19 protein-coding genes are annotated in these 19,917 nt (G+C 58.3%); 10 read left to right on the top strand and 9 right to left on the bottom strand.

Translation table 11 applies throughout. The annotated features are described in order from the left end of the window. The first annotated feature begins 26 nt into the window (after positions 1-26). Positions 27-1,001 carry a LysR family transcriptional regulator gene (locus tag OQ287_RS03200; protein WP_250936568.1) on the top strand — a complete coding sequence of 325 codons (975 nt, stop codon included), beginning with the start codon at positions 27-29 and terminating at the stop codon, positions 999-1,001. A gap of 77 nt (positions 1,002-1,078) precedes the next feature. Then, positions 1,079-2,092: a zinc-binding alcohol dehydrogenase family protein gene (locus OQ287_RS03195; RefSeq protein WP_265895559.1), complete on the top strand. Its 1,014-nt coding sequence runs from the start codon at positions 1,079-1,081 to the stop codon at positions 2,090-2,092. 66 nt (positions 2,093-2,158) lie between these two features. Here the strand turns inward: OQ287_RS03195 and dcd are convergent, their stop codons facing one another. The 3 genes from dcd to OQ287_RS03180 all read right to left on the bottom strand — a co-directional run bounded on the left by dcd (position 2,159) and on the right by OQ287_RS03180 (position 4,179). Then, positions 2,159-2,725 (bottom strand): dCTP deaminase, encoded by a 567-nt coding sequence (gene dcd / locus OQ287_RS03190; protein ID WP_250936566.1) that lies wholly within the window; start codon positions 2,723-2,725, stop codon positions 2,159-2,161. A 69-nt stretch (positions 2,726-2,794) separates the two neighbouring features. After that, the gene (apbC, locus tag OQ287_RS03185; protein WP_250936565.1) at positions 2,795-3,598 is read right to left on the bottom strand and encodes an iron-sulfur cluster carrier protein ApbC; all 804 of its coding nucleotides are present in this window, start codon (positions 3,596-3,598) and stop codon (positions 2,795-2,797) included. Positions 3,599-3,717: 119 nt separating this feature from the next. After that, entirely contained in the window at positions 3,718-4,179 is a 462-nt protein-coding gene (locus OQ287_RS03180; protein WP_265895558.1) for a tellurite resistance TerB family protein, read from the bottom strand. Between the two features lie 141 nt (positions 4,180-4,320). On the opposite strand from OQ287_RS03180, the gene metG reads away from it, so the two are divergent. From metG to nth, 4 genes are read left to right on the top strand one after another with little or no spacing between them, the layout of a single operon-like run. Continuing rightward, positions 4,321-6,354, top strand: coding sequence for a methionine--tRNA ligase (metG, locus tag OQ287_RS03175; RefSeq protein ID WP_265895557.1), 2,034 nt, complete (start codon positions 4,321-4,323; stop codon positions 6,352-6,354). A gap of 51 nt (positions 6,355-6,405) precedes the next feature. Continuing rightward, entirely contained in the window at positions 6,406-8,013 is a 1,608-nt protein-coding gene (locus OQ287_RS03170) for a diguanylate cyclase domain-containing protein (protein WP_265895556.1), read from the top strand. A gap of 56 nt (positions 8,014-8,069) precedes the next feature. After that, a complete protein-coding gene (locus OQ287_RS03165; RefSeq protein WP_407658218.1) occupies positions 8,070-9,101 on the top strand; it encodes an RnfABCDGE type electron transport complex subunit B in 1,032 nt (343 codons plus the stop codon). After that, positions 9,098-9,733 (top strand): endonuclease III, encoded by a 636-nt coding sequence (nth, locus tag OQ287_RS03160; RefSeq protein ID WP_265895555.1) that lies wholly within the window; start codon positions 9,098-9,100, stop codon positions 9,731-9,733. The genes OQ287_RS03165 and nth overlap by 4 nt, the downstream gene beginning before the upstream one ends. 2 nt (positions 9,734-9,735) lie before the next feature. Here the strand turns inward: nth and OQ287_RS03155 are convergent, their stop codons facing one another. Continuing rightward, positions 9,736-10,035, bottom strand: coding sequence for an HlyU family transcriptional regulator (locus OQ287_RS03155; protein WP_265895554.1), 300 nt, complete (start codon positions 10,033-10,035; stop codon positions 9,736-9,738). Positions 10,036-10,135: 100 nt separating this feature from the next. On the opposite strand from OQ287_RS03155, the gene nfo reads away from it, so the two are divergent. Both nfo and OQ287_RS03145 read left to right on the top strand, forming a co-directional pair. Beyond that, the gene (nfo, locus tag OQ287_RS03150) at positions 10,136-10,996 is read left to right on the top strand and encodes a deoxyribonuclease IV (protein ID WP_407658217.1); all 861 of its coding nucleotides are present in this window, start codon (positions 10,136-10,138) and stop codon (positions 10,994-10,996) included. Between the two features lie 97 nt (positions 10,997-11,093). Next, entirely contained in the window at positions 11,094-11,390 is a 297-nt protein-coding gene (locus OQ287_RS03145) for a hypothetical protein (RefSeq protein WP_250936558.1), read from the top strand. Positions 11,391-11,476: 86 nt separating this feature from the next. Here OQ287_RS03145 and pepN read toward each other — a convergent pair whose 3' ends face one another. The 3 genes from pepN to leuA all read right to left on the bottom strand — a co-directional run bounded on the left by pepN (position 11,477) and on the right by leuA (position 16,348). Beyond that, the gene (gene pepN / locus OQ287_RS03140; RefSeq protein ID WP_265895553.1) at positions 11,477-14,110 is read right to left on the bottom strand and encodes an aminopeptidase N; all 2,634 of its coding nucleotides are present in this window, start codon (positions 14,108-14,110) and stop codon (positions 11,477-11,479) included. Positions 14,111-14,174: 64 nt separating this feature from the next. Next, positions 14,175-14,540 carry a YbaN family protein gene (locus tag OQ287_RS03135; RefSeq protein WP_250936556.1) on the bottom strand — a complete coding sequence of 122 codons (366 nt, stop codon included), beginning with the start codon at positions 14,538-14,540 and terminating at the stop codon, positions 14,175-14,177. Positions 14,541-14,638: 98 nt separating this feature from the next. Beyond that, a complete protein-coding gene (gene leuA / locus OQ287_RS03130; RefSeq protein ID WP_250936555.1) occupies positions 14,639-16,348 on the bottom strand; it encodes a 2-isopropylmalate synthase in 1,710 nt (569 codons plus the stop codon). 298 nt (positions 16,349-16,646) lie between these two features. On the opposite strand from leuA, the gene OQ287_RS03125 reads away from it, so the two are divergent. Continuing rightward, a complete protein-coding gene (locus tag OQ287_RS03125; protein ID WP_265895552.1) occupies positions 16,647-17,144 on the top strand; it encodes an Lrp/AsnC family transcriptional regulator in 498 nt (165 codons plus the stop codon). A 22-nt stretch (positions 17,145-17,166) separates the two neighbouring features. Here OQ287_RS03125 and OQ287_RS03120 read toward each other — a convergent pair whose 3' ends face one another. Next, positions 17,167-17,964 (bottom strand): SDR family NAD(P)-dependent oxidoreductase, encoded by a 798-nt coding sequence (locus OQ287_RS03120; RefSeq protein WP_265895551.1) that lies wholly within the window; start codon positions 17,962-17,964, stop codon positions 17,167-17,169. Positions 17,965-18,134: 170 nt separating this feature from the next. Here OQ287_RS03120 and OQ287_RS03115 point away from each other — a divergent pair, with 170 nt between their 5' ends. Continuing rightward, positions 18,135-19,388: an FAD-dependent oxidoreductase gene (locus OQ287_RS03115; protein ID WP_265895550.1), complete on the top strand. Its 1,254-nt coding sequence runs from the start codon at positions 18,135-18,137 to the stop codon at positions 19,386-19,388. Here the strand turns inward: OQ287_RS03115 and OQ287_RS03110 are convergent. Beyond that, complete coding sequence (locus OQ287_RS03110) at positions 19,377-19,820, bottom strand: YbaN family protein (protein ID WP_250936551.1); 444 nt, start codon at positions 19,818-19,820, stop codon at positions 19,377-19,379. The two genes, OQ287_RS03115 and OQ287_RS03110, sit on opposite strands and share 12 nt — an antisense overlap. Positions 19,821-19,917: the final 97 nt, after the last annotated feature.

The raw sequence follows: 19,917 nt of genomic DNA, 5'->3' as shown, positions 1-19,917 counted from the left end.
CTTATACCTCAACGGCAGGGGTCGTCATGTCCCGCGTTAACTTATTGAACAGGCTGACCTTTCGCCAGCTTCAGGTATTTCAGGCAGTTCACCGCCAACAGTCCTACTCGCGTGCAGCCGAGCAACTCGGGCTGACGCAACCCGCGGTCAGTGCTCAGATTCGCCAACTTGAACAGGCCCTTGAGCAGTCACTGTTCAAGTATGCCGGCAAGACATTGCATATCCTGCCCGCTGCCGATGCGCTGGCAGCCTCCGTCAGTGCAATCTTCGGCGAAGTATCAAGCCTTCAGATGGAACTCTCCGAACTGGCAGGCAAGATTCGTGGCGAGCTGAATATTGCCGCTGTCAGTACGGCCCAGTATGTCGTACCCCATATTCTGGCTCGCTTTCGCGCCCGCTACCCCGAGGTTCAGATTCGGCTTCGCGTCGTGAACCGAGGTCAGGCGCTTGAACGGCTGGCCGAGCGGCGTGACGACCTTGTCATCATGGGCATGGTGCCGGATGACCGTAATCTGACCTTCATGCCGATTCTCGATAACGAAATGATTCCCATCGTCTGGCCGGGCCACCCTCTGATGACCAGCGAGCGGCCGACGCTGGAGGATTTCACCCGCTATTTTGTACTGATGCGTGAACCTGGCTCCGGTACCCGTACCGCCTTCGAGGAGTTCATTACCCGGGAGCGCACCTCGCTTCTGCACACGCTCGAACTGGGTTCCAACGAAGCCATCAAACAGGGCGTCATGGCGCATCTGGGGGTGGCGGTACTTCCCAGGCTATCCGTGTCGCTCGAACTGGCCTCCGGCCTGCTGGCTTCGCCGGATATTTCAGGGTTCCCGCTACGCCGCTCCTGGTGCACCGTCTACCCGCGCGATCGTTACCCGACACCGGTGACCGAGCTTTTCCTGCGCTTCCTGCATGAAATACTGCCTGAGCTCAACGCCCATTTCCGTGCGCCACGCACCCCGGTCAATGGCCCGAGCTTTTTCTGTACGCCATGAGACAGGAAGCAGCCATGCATTCATGGATGTTCCCATCTATGCTGTAGCCCATGGAAAAACCAGTACAGGACCCTCTCATGAAAGCAGTGACCACCACCGGATCAGAACGCCCCACTCCGGACAGTTTCAGCATCTCAGAGCTGGAAACGCCCCACCCGGGACCTGGCGAGTTGCAGGTACGCATTGAAGCGGTTTCGGTCAACCCGGTCGATACCAAGGTACGTGCAGGCCACCTCAAGCCGATCGATTCGCCCATCACTCTGGGCTGGGATGCCTGCGGGCAGGTCAGCGCAGTGGGCCCTGACGTTCAAGGATTCAAAAACGGCGATCGGGTGTACTACGCCGGCGATGTTACCCGGCCAGGCTGCAACAGCGAGTATCAGTGCATTGACCATCGGCTGGTAGCCGGCGCGCCTGACAGTCTGGAACCCGAGGAAGCCGCTGCCCTGCCCCTGACGGCCCTGACGGCATGGGAGGGCCTGTTTGACAAGCTGCGCCTTGATGAAGGCAGCCAGGCACACCAGGGTGAACGCCTGCTGATCATCAATGGCGCTGGCGGTGTTGGTTCGATTGCCATTCAACTGGCGCGCGCCCTGACCGGCATCGAGGTTATCGCTACTGCATCAAGGGACATGTCACGCCAGTGGTGTGAAAGCCTTGGCGCACATCACGTGGTCAACCACCACGACCTGGTCAATGACCTGGCATCACAGGGCATTGACCAGGTGGATTATATCTTCTGCTGCCATGACCTGAATGCGCACTGGAACAACATGGCTCATCTGATTGCCCCGTTTGGCGGCATCGTGGCAATTGTGGAAACCGGTGATGCACCCAACATTACGGACCTCCAGTCCAAATCCGTCAGCCTGCACTGGGAGTTCATGTTCACGCGCAGCATGTATGCCTTCCGGCCTGAACGACAGGGACAGACTCTTGCGCGACTGGCCGGGCTGGTGGATGCCGGCAGTGTTCGTACCACACTCAATGAGATCATGGGCCCCCTGACACCGGATAACCTGGCACAGACCCATCAGCGACTTGACGATGGCCATGCCATCGGCAAGCTGGTTCTGACCGCCATTCCCTGATGCAGCAGCAGGACATGAAAAAGCCCGGGAACATCCCGGGCTTTTTCAATATCAGGCTCAAACTGCTCAGGTACGCGGCAACGTAACGCCTCGCTGCCCCATGTACTTGCCACCCCGGTCCTTGTAGGACACATCACAGGGCTCATCCGATTCCAGAAACAGCATCTGTGCCACGCCCTCATTGGCGTAGATCTTGGCCGGCAGAGTGGTGGTGTTGGAAAACTCGAGCGTCACATGTCCCTCCCACTCGGGCTCCAGCGGCGTGACATTCACGATAATGCCGCAGCGCGCATAGGTCGACTTGCCAAGACAGATGGTCAACACACTCCGCGGGATTCGAAAATACTCCACGGTGCGCGCCAGTGCGAAGGAGTTGGGCGGTATAACGCAGACATCCCCCTTCACATCAACAAAGCTGTTCTCATCAAAATTCTTGGGATCAACCGTTGCCGAGTGGATGTTGGTAAATACCTTGAACTCATCCGAACAGCGCACGTCGTAACCATAGCTGGAAGTGCCATAGGAGATGACCCGTCGCCCCTCTTCCTGACGGACCTGATCATACTCGAACGGCTCGATCATGCCCTCCTGCTCGGCCATGCGGCGAATCCACTTATCCGACTTGATACTCATGAACTGGCTTTATCCTTGGTAGGCAGGACCACCTGCAAATGGCCCTGTGTCAATCATTGTAGGCAGTAACTATTCAAAACTGATCGAAGGGCCCGTCGATGCAACCCGGGCACCCAGTGACTCATCCACCTCACCGGCCATTCTGGCAAAGGTAGTCGCGATATCACTGTCAGGTGCGGCAACCACCGTTGGTCGACCGCCATCCACCTGCTCGCGTATGGACATCGTCAACGGAAGCTGACCCAGCAGGCGGGTATCATACTGCGCCGCGATGCGCTCGCCGCCTCCGTCACCGAATACGGCCTCTTCATGACCGCACTGCGAGCAGACGTGGGTACTCATGTTCTCGATCACGCCAAGGACCGGTACCTTGACCTTGCGGAACATTTCGATACCACGACGGGCGTCCAGCAACGCAATATCCTGCGGTGTCGTGACGATCACCGCACCGGCGACCGGCACCTTCTGTGCCAGTGTCAGCTGGATATCACCGGTACCTGGTGGCATGTCAATGAAGAGATAATCCAGCTCTCCCCATCGGGTCTGATCAAGCAGCTGCTGGAAGGCGCCTGACACCATCGGCCCTCGCCAGGCCATGGCGGTCTCTATATCCGTCAAAAAAGCCATCGACATGATCTTCATGCCATGCGCCTCAAGTGGCAGCATGGTCTTCTCATCAACAATCTTCGGACGTGTTCCTGGCGCAATGCCCATCATCTGCGCCTGACTCGGACCATAGATATCGGCATCCAGCACGCCGACACGCTTGCCCCTTGCCGCCATCGCCAGAGCCAGATTGGCCGTCACGGTAGACTTGCCAACGCCTCCCTTGCCGGAAGCCACTGCCACAATGTGCGTAATAGTGCCTGTCATACCCTTCTCCCTGCCGCAACATTCAATTCAGTGCAACGCTCGCGCTCGCGATACAACGTCCGTGGCCGACGAGTATAACGCGGCACCGACGACAAGCACACGGCAACAGCCCGGCACTATCATCCAGCGGCGTCACGCTGCGACTGCACCTGAACCTTGGCCCGAATGAAGTCGCTGTGGCTTAAAAACAGCAAGTCGGCCAGCTTGCGAATACGGGCCTCTTCAAGCGGTGCCAGCTCCCCATCTGCCCAGGCAATCTGCCACATGGCGCACAAAAGGTGGAATCGATCCTCCTGGGGAAGCTGGTCGTTGAGCAGCCGCACGAACTGATAGTGATCCACCGCGGCATCCGTTTCCTGACGCGCCAGCGTCATCAACTCATTGACATCCGGGGCTGAAAGGTTGAACTGACGCACCAGTGCAGCCTTCATCACCTCTACTTCCTCCGGCGCTACGGTCTGATCAGCCCGCATGACCTCACAAAGAATCGCCGCACTGGCAAGCTCGACCGAGATCTGATTACGCCGCTGATCATCGTCGGACATCATGCGGTCAAAAAACTGCTGTATGGCATCAAACATGCTGCTCTCCTGTTCTGCCCATGCGGGTTGATGGCCGTTCACCTTACGCTACGGGCATCAACACGCTAGAATCATGGGCATTCATCGTGGCAGACGCCCACGGCATCTGCTTCTATATCCTGTTGACGTCATCGAGGCCTCATGACTGCGCGAAAGATTCTGGTAACCAGCGCCCTGCCCTATGCCAATGGTTCCATCCACCTGGGCCACCTGCTCGAATACATTCAGACCGATATCTGGGTACGTTTCCAGAAAAGTCGCGGCAACGATTGCCGCTACGTCTGCGCCGACGATGCCCATGGCACAGCCATCATGCTGCGCGCCGAACAGGAAGGCATTACACCCCAGGCACTGATTGACCGCGTCAATGCCGAGCACCAGGCCGATTTTGCACGGTTCAACGTCAACTTCGACAACTATTATTCTACCCATTCTGCCGAAAATCGCGCTCACAGCGAGCGGATTTACAAGGCGCTGGACAACGCCGGCTATATTCAGACCCGCGACATCGAACAGATGTTCGATCCCGAACGGGAAATGTTTCTGGCTGATCGTTTCATCAAGGGCACCTGCCCGAAATGCCACGCCGATGATCAGTACGGGGATAACTGTGAAGCCTGTGGAGCCGCCTATACACCCGCCGAGCTGATCAACCCGGTATCAGCCATTTCCGGTGCGACGCCGGTCGTCAAAAGCTCGACCCATTACTTCTTTGATCTGCCCCGCTTCGCCACGTTCCTGCAGGAGTGGACCCGCTCCGATCACCTCCAGCCCCAGATCGCCAACAAGCTGCAGGAGTGGTTCGAGTCCGGTTTGAATCAGTGGGACATTTCCAGGGATGCGCCCTATTTCGGGTTTGAAATCCCCGACGCGCCCGGCAAGTACTTTTATGTCTGGCTTGATGCCCCGATCGGGTATCTGGCCAGCTTCCAGAACCTGTGCGAGCGCGAAGGCATCGATTTCGACAGTTACTGGCAGAAGGATTCCGACGCCGAGGTCTATCACTTCATCGGCAAGGACATTGTCTATTTCCACGCTCTTTTCTGGCCGGCAATGCTGGAAGGCGCCGGCATGCGAACACCCACGGCCGTCAACTGCCATGGTTTTGTCACCGTCAACGGCGCCAAGATGTCCAAATCCCGCGGGACGTTCATCAAGGCCGAGACCTATGCCGAGTACCTGAACCCCGAATATCTCCGCTACTACTTCGCGGCCAAGCTGACCTCCGGCGTCGATGACCTGGACCTGAACCTTGATGACTTCGCCGCCAGAGTGAATGCCGATCTCGTGGGCAAGGTGGTCAATATTGCCAGCCGCTGCGCCGGTTTCGTGAAAAAGGCCGGTGGCCGCCTGTCTGACACTACCGCAGAGCCCGACCTGGTACAGCGGTTTGTCGATGAAGGCGATGCCATCGCAGCCGATTTCGAGGCACGCGAGTTCAGCCGCGCCGTACGACGCATCATGGCGCTGGCCGACGATGCCAACACCTACATTGCCGACAAGGCTCCCTGGGCGCTGGCAAAGGAAGAAGGTAGAGCGCAGGACGTACTCGATATCTGTTCCGTCGGCATCAACCTTTTCCGGCAGTTGATGGTGTACCTGGCCCCGATCGTACCGTCCCTGGCGGAAGGAGCGCGTGAATTCCTTGGTCTGGATACCCTGAGCTGGGACAGCCGCACCACCTTGCTTGAAGGCCATGCAATCAACCGCTTCACGCCACTGATGACCCGCGTCGAGCGCGAGAAGATTGACCAGATGATCGAGGCTTCCAGGGAAGTATTGATCGAGGAACAGAAAATCAAGGACGGTACCGCCGGCCGACCCACGCCACTCGACGAAGATCCGATTTCCAGCGAAATAGACTTTGATGCGTTCAGTCAGATTGACCTGCGCATAGCGCTGATCAAAAAGGCGGAAGGTGTCGAAGGCGCCAAAAAGCTGCTCAAACTGACACTGGACCTTGGTGGCACGGAAAAAACGGTATTCTCGGGCATCAAGTCCCAGTACAGCCCGGAAGCCCTGGAAGGCCGGCTGACCGTCATGGTCGCCAACCTGGCACCACGAAAGATGCGCTTTGGCTTGTCCGAAGGCATGGTACTGGCTGCAGGTGACAACGATGGCATTTATCTGCTGAGCCCTGACAGCGGAGCCAAACCCGGCCAGCGCGTCAGCTGACACCTGATTATACTTTAGCCACGCGGTGCCGATAGTTGACCTGATCATTATATGATGAGGCTATCGGCATTGCTCCACTCCCTTAGACATCGATTACTGGCAGCCCTGGCCATCACAGCGTTGGTGGCCATCGTCCTTCAGGTTGCCTTTGCCTGGTACCTTGTCGTGCCCGGCTTGCTGGAAGCGGAAAAAAAGCGTGGCCTTGCCGCCACGGACCAGCTCATCAGTACCATCAATACCAGACTGGATGCACTGGGTGGCGATACTCGCGACTGGGCCAGCTGGGATCAGTCAGTGGACTTTATTGTCGGTAACATGCCCCACTATCCTGAAGAGAACTTCAGTGAAGAGATGCTGCAGGACACGCATCATCTCATGATGGCCTATTTCGATGCCGATAACCGCCTGGCCTGGGTAACAGGCATTGACCCTGCCACCAGCCGCTATGGCTCCTGCCCCGGACTTGAAACAGGCTGCCAATGGGCGACGCCCTTCATCACGGCACTTCAGCACCACCTGTCAACGCAGCCAGACAAACTGGAAACATGGCTGCTGTCCTCGCCCCTGCCGGCCATGGTCGCTACCAGTCCGATCGTACCGACCGACCGGGGACAGGCAGCACGCAGTGGCTGGCTGGCCGTCATCGAACTGATCGATACGCCATGGCTTGAAAATGCTGCGAAGCAGACCGGGTTCACAAGTACCGTCGTCGCGCCCCCTCCTGGCCAGGCGCCACCCCCGGGCGAAACCATCATCACCAGAAACAACGATGTCATGGACGTAAGGCACTACATCGAGGCCATGCCGGACACCTCGTTACTGGAAATCTACATCAGCATCCCACGCGATGAATTTCACGCCAGTCATCGTCATTTCTTCTTCATTACCACGGCATTGATGACCCTGTTCCTGGCAATCATGGTGGTTATCAGCCTGTTGGTGGAAAGCATGGTTCTCAGGCCAACCAGAACCCTGCATGAAGCAACACGCACCCTGCGTCGCCGTATTCATGATGACATGTGCCTGCCGCCCGAGCTGACCGATCGACGTGATGAACTGGGCGGACTGGCCCGTGATTTTCAACAGCTTGTCAATGAGGAACGCGCCCGAAGCGGTACGTTATTGAAACAGACCCGGACGGATGAACTTACCGGACTGTTCAATCGCCGGGAGTTTGATGAAATGCTGGAGACGTATCTGATGAACCCAGCACAATATTACCCGGTCAGCATCATTTTAATTGATATTGATCACTTCAAACTCTACAACGACCACTTTGGTCACCCCGAGGGGGATCAATGCCTGATCACCGTAGCCCGTTTGATGAAAGGCTGCTTTAATCGCCCCAATGATCTGGTGGCGCGCACCGGGGGAGAAGAATTTTCCGTCCTGCTGCCGCATACCTCTACCGATGAGGCCATGATTCTGGGTACACGCCTTAAAAATCGCCTCAAGCAGCGCTATATACCGCATCCGACATCGCCAACTGCTCCCTGGCTGACCCTGAGCATTGGAATCAGCAACTCCGGTCTCACCGGTCATCGTTCTGTAAGACATCTGGTAAAGGCTGCCGATGTGGCGCTTTATGCTGCCAAGGCCCGGGGGCGTGATCGCGTATTGACGGAAACCGGAATTACCAGGCCCCTGAATGAAGCCTGAGCCCATGACGCGTATACTGTGGGCCAGTTTTTTCAAACGCCACCCGAAGAGCGTCCATGAGTACCGCGATACCGCTGATTGATGAAATAGACCTGCAACTTCCCCAGACCCAGTGCGGCAAGTGTGGCCATCCGGGCTGTCGGCCCTATGCCCGAGCCATCATCGAAGGGGAAGCAATCAACAAGTGCCCCCCTGGCGGACAAACCACGGTGGCTCGCCTGTCGACACTGCTTGATCGTCCGGAATTACCGCTGGAGGGCGATCCAGAGCAGCCTCGCATTGCCGTGATTCGCGAGGAGGAATGTATCGGGTGTACGAAGTGCATCAAGGCCTGTCCCGTTGATGCCATTCTGGGCGCAGCCAAACAGATGCATACGGTGATCAGCACCGAGTGCACCGGCTGTGACCTCTGTGTTGCTCCCTGCCCGGTCGACTGTATCGATATCATCCCGGACCCTGCATTCATCGCCGCGGCGGCCAACGGCCGTGAAGACGCCTTTCTGGATACCCGTGCAGCCAGAGCGCGGGCGCGCCATGAAGCCAGAAACCGCCGCGAGGCTGCTCGCGTCAAGGCCCGCAAGAACGGGCCTGAAGCACGGCTGGCCCGTGAGCTGTCACGGCTGGCCCCTGAGGCACGCCGGGCGGAAACGTTTGACCCTGCGGCCCATCAGGCCACGGCGGAAGACGATGTGACCGAGCTGAAGGCCGCCCTGGCCATGGCACAGGCCAGGGACAGAAAGCTGTCCCGCAAGCTCGCAGCAGCAGATAACGCATCATCAGCACAGATACACGCGCAGAAAGCCAGTAACGCGACTTACATCGAGCAGTTATCGGCGCGCATTGCCCGTGCAGGTCAGCACACGCCGGAAACGTCATCAGCAGCAGCCATCAAACCGTTGACCTTCGCCCTGAAAGCGGCCGACAGCCGTGTCCAGCAGGCGCAGCGTCAGCTGAAACGCCTTTTGAATCTGGACAGCAGCACCCCACAACAATGCCAGCAGGCACGGGAACAGCTGAAACAGGCAGAGAGCAACCGTGCCCGGGCACAACAGGCACTGGATAATGCACGGGAGACCTCCACGTCATGAACGCTGACAAGCGATACCGGATCTTCGAGCGGCTTCGTGCCGAGAACCCGAAGCCGACCACGGAACTTGACTGGACGACGCCGTTCGAACTGCTGGTGGCGGTTGCCCTGTCTGCTCAATCCACTGACGTCGGCGTCAACAAGGCCACCGCTCGACTCTTCAAGGTCGCACGTACTCCCGAGGCCATGGTCGAACTGGGGCTGGACGGCATCAAGGAGCATATTCGCACTCTGGGGCTTTTCAACAACAAGGCCAAAAACCTGCTGGCCATGGCCGAGCAATTGATCGCCCATCACGACTCAGCCGTGCCCGATAGCCGACAGGCGCTTGAAGCATTGCCAGGCGTCGGGCGCAAGACCGCCAATGTCATTCTCAATACCGCCTTTGGTGTACCGGTAATTGCGGTGGATACGCATATCTTTCGAGTATCCAACCGGACCGGGCTGGCGCCGGGCAAGAACGTCAACGAGGTCGAAACCCGGTTGATGAAGGTCGTGCCTCGCGAGTTCAAACAGGATGCACATCACTGGCTGATTCTGCACGGCCGCTATACCTGCATCGCCCGCAAGCCGCGCTGCGGCAGCTGCACCATTGAAGACCTGTGCGAATACAGGGACAAGGTCGACCTGTGATATCAGCGTGATGACGTAAACAGTCGCTCGCCCTGCTCATCGATCAGCCTGTGCGCCTTCTGGCGAGTCAACTCGATACAGCCCTCCCGGTCCGGCACCATGTCGGACCGCTCGAAGCGATACGGAGCGGCGTCATCCGGGTCACGCAGTATCTCGCCACTGACCCGAAACTGACCGCCGGCCGGTTGTGGAATCGGCACCACCCACAACCCCTTGTACTCGGTGGGTTCTGCACGGGTTCCTTCGACGCCCGTTGACGATGCGCCCCCTCCCGAGAGGGCTCTGAATAGTCGCTTGAACATGTTATCTACCCTGTTGATCCAAACCATTGATCCAGCCTATCACGGTTCTCCACGCAGTCACCGCCTGACCTGGTATACTGACTGCCCAATGCAGGAGAACATGATGACGGATTATCTGGTAGGCGCACACGTCAGTGCTGCCGGGGGCGTGGACAAGGCCGTTGCCCGGGCTCATGAAATTGGCGCCAATGCCTTTGCACTTTTTACCAAGAACCAGCGGCAATGGACGGCCAAACCGCTGACTGATGAAACAATTCGTCTGTTCAGGGCGGCCTGCCAGCGCTATCGCTTCACGCCGGAGCAGATCCTCCCGCACGACAGCTACCTGATCAACCTGGGCCATCCGGAAAAGGACAAGCTGGATAAGTCCCGTGCAGCCTTTCTCGACGAACTGCAACGCTGCGAGCAACTCGGGCTTACCCTGCTGAATTTTCATCCGGGCAGTCATCTGCGGATGATCAGTGAAGAAGACTGTCTGGATATCATTGCCGAGTCGATCAATGAGGCCCTGTCGCAAACCACGGGGGTCACCGCCGTCATTGAAAATACGGCCGGACAGGGCAGCAATCTGGGGTATCGCTTCGAACATCTGGCCCGCATCATCGAACAGGTCGACGACAAGACCCGCGTGGGGGTATGCATCGATACCTGTCATGCCTTTGCCGGCGGCTATGACCTGCGCACAGCCGGGGCCTGTGAGGCGACCTTTGCCGAGTTTTCAGACGTGGTGGGGTTTGAATACCTGAGGGGCATGCACCTCAACGACGCAAAGGTCAGTCTGGGCAGTCGCAAGGACCGTCACCACAGTCTGGGAGAAGGTGAAATCGGCGCAGAGGCCTTTCGTTTCATCATGCAGGACGCCCGTTTCAAGGGCATCCCCATGGTGCTTGAAACCATAGATCCGGCCATCTGGGACCAGGAAATTGCCTGGCTACGAAGCTGTACATCGGCCGTGTCCTGAGCGACGGTACAGACCATGATCTGCCCGTAGACTGGTCAGGCCAGGGTAGCGGCAGGTATGCTTGGCATCGTTTCATTGAAATGGCAGAACCCTCTCGATGCAGGATGACACTTCCTTTTTCGGCGATATCGGCGGCGCTCTGGGCACTGCCCTGAGGCATGTTGTCGAGGCTGTCGGCTATATATGGCACAACTTCTTCGGCGCCATTGATGACTTTTTCAAGGGATTGACCACGTCCCTCGGCATCAATCCGTCCTTTTTCAGTCTGGCATTACTGGTGATCGGCCTGCTGTTTCTTTATGGCGCCCTGCGCGCCCTACTGCGTGGCGCCATTATCGGTGGCGCCATTCGACTGGCGCTGGGGGCTCTGCTGCTGAGCTGGCTGATGCATTAGACCGACGCGTCACCGCACGGGTTTATTATCATGAAAAACGGGCGCCCGAGGCGCCCGTTTTTCATCGCCATTGCCGACGCACGGAATCAGTCCGCCAGCGCCTTCTCCACGACTTCAAACACACTGCGTGACAACGATTCCCCACGAATGCGTTCAAGCTCACCACGCATGGCGGCACGACGCACCGGGTCAAGCCGCCTGAAGCGCGTCAGAGGCAACACCATGCGAGCAGCAATATCCGGATTCAGCCGGTTCAGCTCAATAACCACATCCGCCAGCAACCGGTAACCCTGACCATCCTCGCGATGGAAGTTGACCAGGTTCTGATTGACAAAGGTGCCGATCAGCGCACGAACCCGGTTGGGGTTCTTGATGGAAAAGGCCTCGTGTCCCATCAGAAAGCGGACCCGCTCAAGGGCATCCGGCTGGGGACGAGACACCTGCGTAGCAAACCACTGATCCATGACCAGCGGATCATGCGCCCAGCGCTCCCCGAAGGCACGCACTGCCGGCTCTCCCAGAGCGGTATCGTCTGCATGAGCCAGCTGCGTCAGGGCAGCGCGCACATCGGTCATGTTGGCGTTGTCATCGAACTGGGCCTGAGCGAGGGCAAGAGCATCCGGCCGCCCCGTAGCACACAGATACCCCAGCGCCACATTCTTGAGGCTACGCTGGGCAATCTGCTCGAAATGGGGTGAATAGGGGGCATCGCTCCGCTCCCGGTCATACAGCGCTGCAAATTCATCATACAGTGCCTCACCCAGCGCCCTGGTGGCAGCGCGCCTCGCGTGATGAATGGCATCGATGTGTACTTCGGCCTGCTGCTCGGCAATAAAGGCTTCCGAGGGCAGACGCAGCATTTCAGCCAGAACGGCCTTGTCATCGGCAGGCTCGGTAATCAGTGCCCGCATGGTATCAATCAGCCTGTCACCCACCACCAGTGGCTCATCCGCATGCCAGGCAGCCATCAGGCGCTCCAGCTCGCTCAGCGCCAGCTGCTGTCCCGCATCCCAGCGATTGAAGCCATCAGAGTCATGACGCATCAGGAAGGCCAGCTGCTCATCGCTCAGAGCGTGATGCAGCTTGACCGGCGCCGAAAAACCGCGCAACAGCGATGGAACAGGTGCCGCATCGAGGTTCTCGAAGACGAACCGATGCTCGGCATCGGTCATGACCAGTACCGTGGATGTTCCCAGGGACTCGCCGTTCATGATCAGCGGCAGGTCCTTACCATCAGCGCCGACCAGCCCCATGGCCACGGGAATCTGCAGTGGCTCCTTCTCGGTCTGGCCGGGGGTCGGGGGGGTGCGCTGTGAAAGAGAAAGCGTCAGGCAGCGGGCATCGGCATCATACGCGCTGGTGGCCGTCACTTCCGGCGTACCGGCCTGAGCGTACCACAGCATGAATCGGGTCAGGTCCTGACCGGAGACTTCCGCCATGCAGTCGATAAAATCCTCGACCCGAACCGCCTGCCCATCAAACCGGTCAAAATAGAGGTCAGAGCCCTGACGGAACTGCTCCCAGCCCAGCAGGTTTCGCAGCATCCGGACCACTTCGGCGCCCTTCTCATAAACGGTCAGGGTGTAGAAGTTGGTAATCTCGATGAAATGATCGGGGCGCACCGGGTGAGCCGTCGGGCCGCTGTCTTCGGCAAACTGGGCGGTACGAAGCAGGGCAACATCCTCGATCCGCTTGACCGGTGCCGAATTGACGTCCGAGGAAAAGAGCTGATCACGAAAGACCGTAAACCCTTCCTTCAGCGCCAGCTGAAACCAGTCTCGGCAGGTGACCCGGTTACCGGACCAGTTGTGAAAGTATTCGTGGGCCACAATGCCTTCGATACGCTGGAACATCATGTCTACAGTGGTCTCGGGGTTGGCCAGTACTGCGGAGCTGTTGAAGATATTCAGCCCCTTGTTTTCCATCGCCCCCATGTTGAAATCATCAACCGCCACGATCATGAATCGGTCGAGGTCGTATTCCCGGCCGAAGCGCTCTTCGTCCCAGCGCATCGAGCGCTTGAGCGCGTTCATCGCAAATTCGGTCTTGTTCAGGTTTTGGGTTTCCACCCAAAGCTGCAGCAGCACGTCACGCCCACTGGCCGTGGTGAAGTGGTCTTCACGCTTTTCCAGGTTTCCGGCCACCAGCGCAAAGAGATAGGCCGGCTTGGGGTGCGGGTCTTCCCAGGTAACATAATGACGCGCATCGTCAATCACGCACTGGTCGATCGGATTGCCATTGGACAACAGCACCGGCAGGGTCGTCCTGTCACCGATCACGGTCGTCGTGAACCGTGACATGACATCCGGACGATCGGGATAAAAGGTAATGCGACGAAAGCCTTCCGGCTCGCACTGCGTGCAGAACATGCCATTGGACTGATAAAGCCCTTCCAGCGCCGTATTGCTCGCAGGAGCAATCTCGACTTCGGTTTCAAGCCAGAAACGGTCGGGCACTGCATGAAGGGTCAATGAGTGTTCATCCGCGTCATACTCGGCAGCATCCAGTGGTCGACCATCAATGGCGACACTGATCAGGGTCAGCGCTTCACCATCAAGCACCAGTGGCTCGGAAACGGAGGTAGTATCATCGCGCTGCACACATAGCCGTGCCCTGACCCGGGTAGCCTCGGAGGAAAGATCAAACCGCAGCTCGGTCTGCTCTATCTGATACGTCGGGACCTGGTAGTCCTTGAGATAAATCGCGCGGGGGTCGGACATGATGCACTCCTTGGTTACAGTACAGTCATTCTAGCCTGCCGCTGCACGGTAACCAAAAAACAACTTATTGCGAGGGTCGCGGTCGCGAGGCAAGGTATATCGCCACACCGGCAAGCAGACACCAGATGCCGACCCTGAGCCATATGGCCGATATCAGCACGCCCACCCATACCGCCCCGACCGAGATCCCGCCAACAGCCATCACCTTTGCCTTCAGTGACAGGGCCCGCTCGTGCTCCCATTGACGAATGGGGGGCCCGGCAAACCGATTATTACGGATCCAGTCGGCAAAGCGGGTGGACCCCTTTGAAGCCAGATAAACGGCCAGCAGCATGAACGGCGCCGTGGGCATGATGGGCAACACAACGCCGACAATGCCCAGCGCAAAACTGATCGCCGCCAGCACAACCCACAGCCGCTGTACCCACATTGAAGCCCCCCCCCGATTGATATGACGCGCAACACACACAGTAAAGGGGCCCGCTGCCTTCCGGCAGCGAGCCCCTGAACCACCTTCGCCATGATTGATCAGGCGGTGGCCTGTTCCTCAAAGCGTACTTTCACACCGTTGGCCGAGGCGCGGTTGATGGCTGACAGGACCGCCTTCAGAGAAGCCGTAACGGTATCGCCATCCTCTGCCATCCCCGACACCCGCTGGCCATTGATATTAAGCTGCACAAAGGCAACCGCAATGGCATCACTGCCCTCACCCAACGCGTGCTCACTGTAATCAACGATATTGACACTCATGCCGGTGTGCTGCTGCCAGGCATTCAAAAATGCCGACATTGCACCGTTACCATCGCCGCTGATGGCAACGCTACGCGCTTCGCCCGCCTCGGTGACACTCAACCGGGCGCTCAGGGTCTGGGCATCTTCACGGTCCACCCGGTAGCCGGTCAGGGCAATCGGATCCTGGCAAATGAAAGTCCTTTCAAGCACCTCACGGATCGAGTCACTGGACAGCTCACCGGATACCTTCTCGCTGGCCTGCTGCACGGCCGGAGCCAGCTCCAGCGTCATCCAGCGCGGCAGGCTGATACCATGATCACGCTCCAGCAAAAAGGCCATGCCGCCCTTGCCGGACTGACTGTTGACGCGAATGACCGCCTGATAATCACGCCCCAGATCATGAGGATCGATCGGCAGGTACGCCACCTGCCACGGCTCATCGGCCTGCTGCTTTTTAAGGCACTTGCTGATGGCATCCTGGTGGCTGCCGGAGAAAGCGGTATACACCAGTTCGCCCACCCAGGGATGGCGTGGATGCACGGGCAATTGAGTGCACTGGGTATAGACCTGGATAATCTCATCGGGGCGTGACAGATCAAGCTCCGGGTCTACCCCCTGGCTATAGAGATTCATGCCCAGCGTCACGATATCCATGTTGCCGGTTCGTTCACCATTACCCAGAAGCGTGCCCTCTACCCGGTCGGCACCGGCCATCAATCCCAGCTCGGCGGCGGCGGCGGCTCCCCCCCGGTCGTTATGGGTATGCAATGAAACAAGCGCACAGTCACGCCACTTCATGTGCCGGATAAAGTACTCGATTTGATCCGCAAAATGATTGACCGGACCAATTTCCACGGTAGCCGGCAGATTCAGAATGCAGGGGCGCTCCGGGGTCGGCTGCCAGACATCCATGACGGCTTCGCAGATCGCAATGGAGAAGTCGACCTCGGTGCTGGTGAAGCTCTCTGGCGAGTACTGAAAGCGCCAGTCTACCTCGGGATAACGGTCGGCATACTGCTTGACCCAGGTCGCACCCTGCACGGCGATGGCGGTGATGCCGGCCTGGTCCTTTTCAAAGACGCGCTCACGCTGCGCCACTGATGTGGAATTATAAACATGAACAATCGCCCGCTTGACCCCTTCAAGGGCCTGATAGGTCTTTTCGATCAAATGCTCACGGCACTGAACCAGCACCTGGATATAGACATCCTCCGGAATCTGATCTTCCTCGATCAGCCAGCGCACGAAGTCATAATCAGGCTGACTGGCGGCCGGAAAGCCTACTTCGATTTCCTTGAAACCGACCTTGACCAGCAGCGCCCACAGCGCCTTCTTTTGATCAACGCTCATCGGCTCCAGCAGTGCCTGATTGCCGTCACGCAGATCGACACTGGCCCATAGCGGCGCCTTGGTGATCTGGCGGTCAGGCCACTGGCGATTGGCCAGTTCAATCGGCGCTACCGGGCGATACTTGCGATGATCAAAGGAAGAAACTGACGATGTCATGGTGAAACCTTTTTACTCAAAGTGCCGTGGAAGTCATGGCCCGGCCTGCCAGAAGGCAGCCGGGCCATACGTCATGTTGCCGTGAATGGGCAGTGATTGGAACGGCGGATAGCCCTTTTCCGTTACATCGGCCACCGCCGGGTTGGCGGGCCGATCGGGGCAGGCCCCGTGTCACTTGTGGCGACAACACCCATGCTACGCCGACCCTGCCCGTCAATGATTGCGAAGTAAGGGTTTATTTTTCGCCCCACCGGCAGTAAATTGCCGACAAATATCATATCGAGGCATAAAATTGCTCATGAGCACACATTCACTGTCTGATAGCCTTGATGGTTACGATCGCCGCATTCTCGACGAGCTTCAGCGGGACGGGCGAGTAAGCAATCAGGAACTGGCCGACCGGATCGGACTCTCACCCTCTCCCTGCCTGCGCCGCGTGCGTGCGCTGGAAGATGCCGGCTTCATTCAGGGGTATCGAGCCATGGTCGACGCCCGGCGCATGGGGTATGGATTAATGGTTATCCTGCATATTGCCATGGATGAACACACCGATGAGCGCTTTGCCAACTTCGAGGCCGCCATCACTGCATTGCCCAACGTACTGGAGTGTTTGATCATTACCGGCCAGTCGGCGGATTTTCAGCTCAAACTGCTGGTACGCGACATGGACGAATACGAAGCCCTGCTGCTCAGAACCATCAACCGCATCGACGGTGTTACGGCGTCTCACACAAGCTTTGTACTGCGAAAGGTGCTTGACCGGCAGATTGTGCCCACTGCTGCTGCTGCACAGTGAGCACATCACATCCCGATCAGCTCTAGTTCTGTACCGACAGCACCGCGCCACCATCTACACGTACATTGCTGCCATTGATATATGACCCATGACTGGAGGCCAGAAAGACAATGGTGGCTGCCACTTCTTCCGCCTTGCCGCGGCGCTTTTGCACAATGCCGGGGCGCTCTTCATCAAGAAAGCTGTCTATGGCCTCTTCAACACTGACACCCAGCGCTTCTGCCCGCTTCTCCATCATCCCGTCGGTCATGGGCGATTCGACAAAGGCAGGCGATACCGTATTGCAGAGCACTCCATGGGCGGCCTCATCATAGGAGAGGTTCTTGATGAACGCAGAAAGCGCTGCCTTCGAGACGTTATAGACAGCCTCCTCCCAGTAGGGCTGGATCGCATTTTCCGAACTGATGCAGATGAACCGGCCCCACTGCCCCTTGCGCATGGCAGGAATACTGGCTCTTGCCAACCGCACCGAAGACATGAAGTTGATATTCCAGCATGCTTCGTAATCCTCATCGCCCACCTCCAGGGGATGGCCCTTGGCCCCGGTGATCCCCGCGGTATGCACCACAATATCCAGCTGACCATGTGCCTCGATGGTTCTGGCAACGAGATCATCCAGCGCCTGCTGAGAGGTCACATCGGCGGCCACACACAGGGGTGAGCCTGGCAGTTTTTCCGCCGCCGGCTTGAGATCATCAATACTTAGATCCGACAGCACCAGCGTGACGCCTTCTTCGGCCAGCATCCGCGCCGTTTCAAAGCCAATGCCCTGCGTGGCGCCTGTAACCAGTGCAACGCGGCCCGTGATTTGCATATCCATATGCGCAGTATCCTTGTGCGAGGATGAAAAGGTAGCCGCCTCCAGCATAGACCAGTGCCATGAAGCAGCCACCGACAATTCATTTCAGGGCCCGAGAGGGATGCCTGCATGCAAAACCCCATCCAAAGTGCCAGGATACGCGCTTGACTGATCAGGAAAGGACATGCGGGATGGATACCTCCAACTACGTTGATATCGCCATTGTCGGTGGCGGCATGACCGGCGCGGCCATGGCACTGGCCCTGAGCGATACCGGGCTGTCGGTATGTGTGATCGAACCGCGTCCCCCCGCTTCGGCCGAGGCCGGCACCCCGCCGGATCTGCGCATTTCAAGCCTCAATCAGGCCAATTGTGATTTTCTGGACCGTCTTGGTGCCTTCGATGCCATGGACGCCAGCCGCATTCATCCCTTCACTCGTCTGGCGGTCTGGGAAGACCTGGCAGGCACTACGCTGCCGGGAGCACGCAGCCGCTGGAACCGAACCATCTTTGATGCCAGTGAAATCAAGGCCGACCGGCTGGGTGTAATGGTGGAAAATCAGGTGATCCAGAGCGCGCTCTGGTCCTGCTTTGACGATATCGATACCCTGTCCTGCCTGACACCTGCCCGGCTTGAACGCCTGACCCTGGGAGAAGACAGCGTCAGGCTGACACTGGATTGCGATGGCGTGCCCCATGATCTGGAGGCCGGACTGGTGATCGGCGCCGAAGGTGCCCGCTCCGCGGTTCGAGAGCAGGCCGGTATCTCCATTGATACCCGGCCCTATGAACACAAGGCCATGATCGTCAATGTACAGACGGCTGCCCCGACGCTCGACATGACCTGGCAGGCCTTCACCCCCAGTGGCCCACACGCACTGCTGCCCCTGTTTGCACCGGCCGATCAACCCGACAAGGCATGGGCATCCCTGATCTGGTACGACGCACCGGCTCGTATCGATGCCCTGCAGTCCCTCTCGTTTGAAGCCCTTCAGACCGAGATCGAACAGACCTTTCCCGACGAACTGCCGCCGATTGATCACATCAGCGGCGTCGGCAGCTTTCCACTGGTCCGCCAGCATGCCGAACGCTACGTACAGGACCGGGTGGCACTGATTGGTGATGCGGCGCATGTCATCAATCCGCTGGCCGGCCAGGGGGTCAATCTGGGGTTTCAGGACGTTGAGGCGCTCTCCAGGGTCATCCATGACGCCCTCTCCGAGGGCCGCCCGTGGTGGCGCCAGCATGTACTGCTGGAGTACGCCATGAAGCGCAAGTGGGCCAATCAGTTGATGATGAGTACGATGGATGCGTTCTACCACGGCTTCCGCCATCAGGGCCTGCCGTTCAAGCTTGTCCGCAACGCAGGGCTTGCGCTGGCAGGCCACGCCGGCTTTGGTCGCCGCCGGGTCATGGCATACGCCATGGGCCTGTCACACCCCTGAGTCAGGTCGGTCCCGGCGAGGAGACGGACGTGACAGCAGAAAGCCGGCAACGCATACCAGTATTACCACGGTAACCCAGAACGACCAGTGGGTGCCGATATGCCAGTAAAGCAGGGACAACGACAGCACCATCGAAATCACCGCAGTGATCTTGGCCGCCCCTGGAATGGCCCGCTCCTCTTCCCAGGCCCTGATCATGGGGCCTGCCAGTGCATTGGCGCGAATCCAGCGCTCAAAGCGTACCGAGCCCCGGGATGCACATATTACCGCCAGCAAAAAGAAATCCGTGGCCGGCAGCAGGGGTAAGACAATGCCTGCCAGACCGATGACAAAGCACACCACCGCCAATCCTACCCAGCAGTGCCGGGGCATGCCCCAGCGGCGAGGATCAGTGTGCTGCTGACGAGAGGTTGTCTGCTTGTCTGGCTGCATTCGCGGTGCCTATGCCACTTTAACAGGAATGGTTATCGTTTGAGATGTGCACCTCATCATACCGCGAGGAATACTCGGTATCACTTCTTTTCATTGG

Origin of the sequence: Larsenimonas rhizosphaerae (assembly GCF_026240105.1) — a bacterium.
GTDB lineage: Bacteria > Pseudomonadota > Gammaproteobacteria > Pseudomonadales > Halomonadaceae > Larsenimonas > Larsenimonas rhizosphaerae.
Note: the sequence above shows the minus strand (reverse complement) of the source record. Positions and strands in the feature narration are given on the sequence as shown.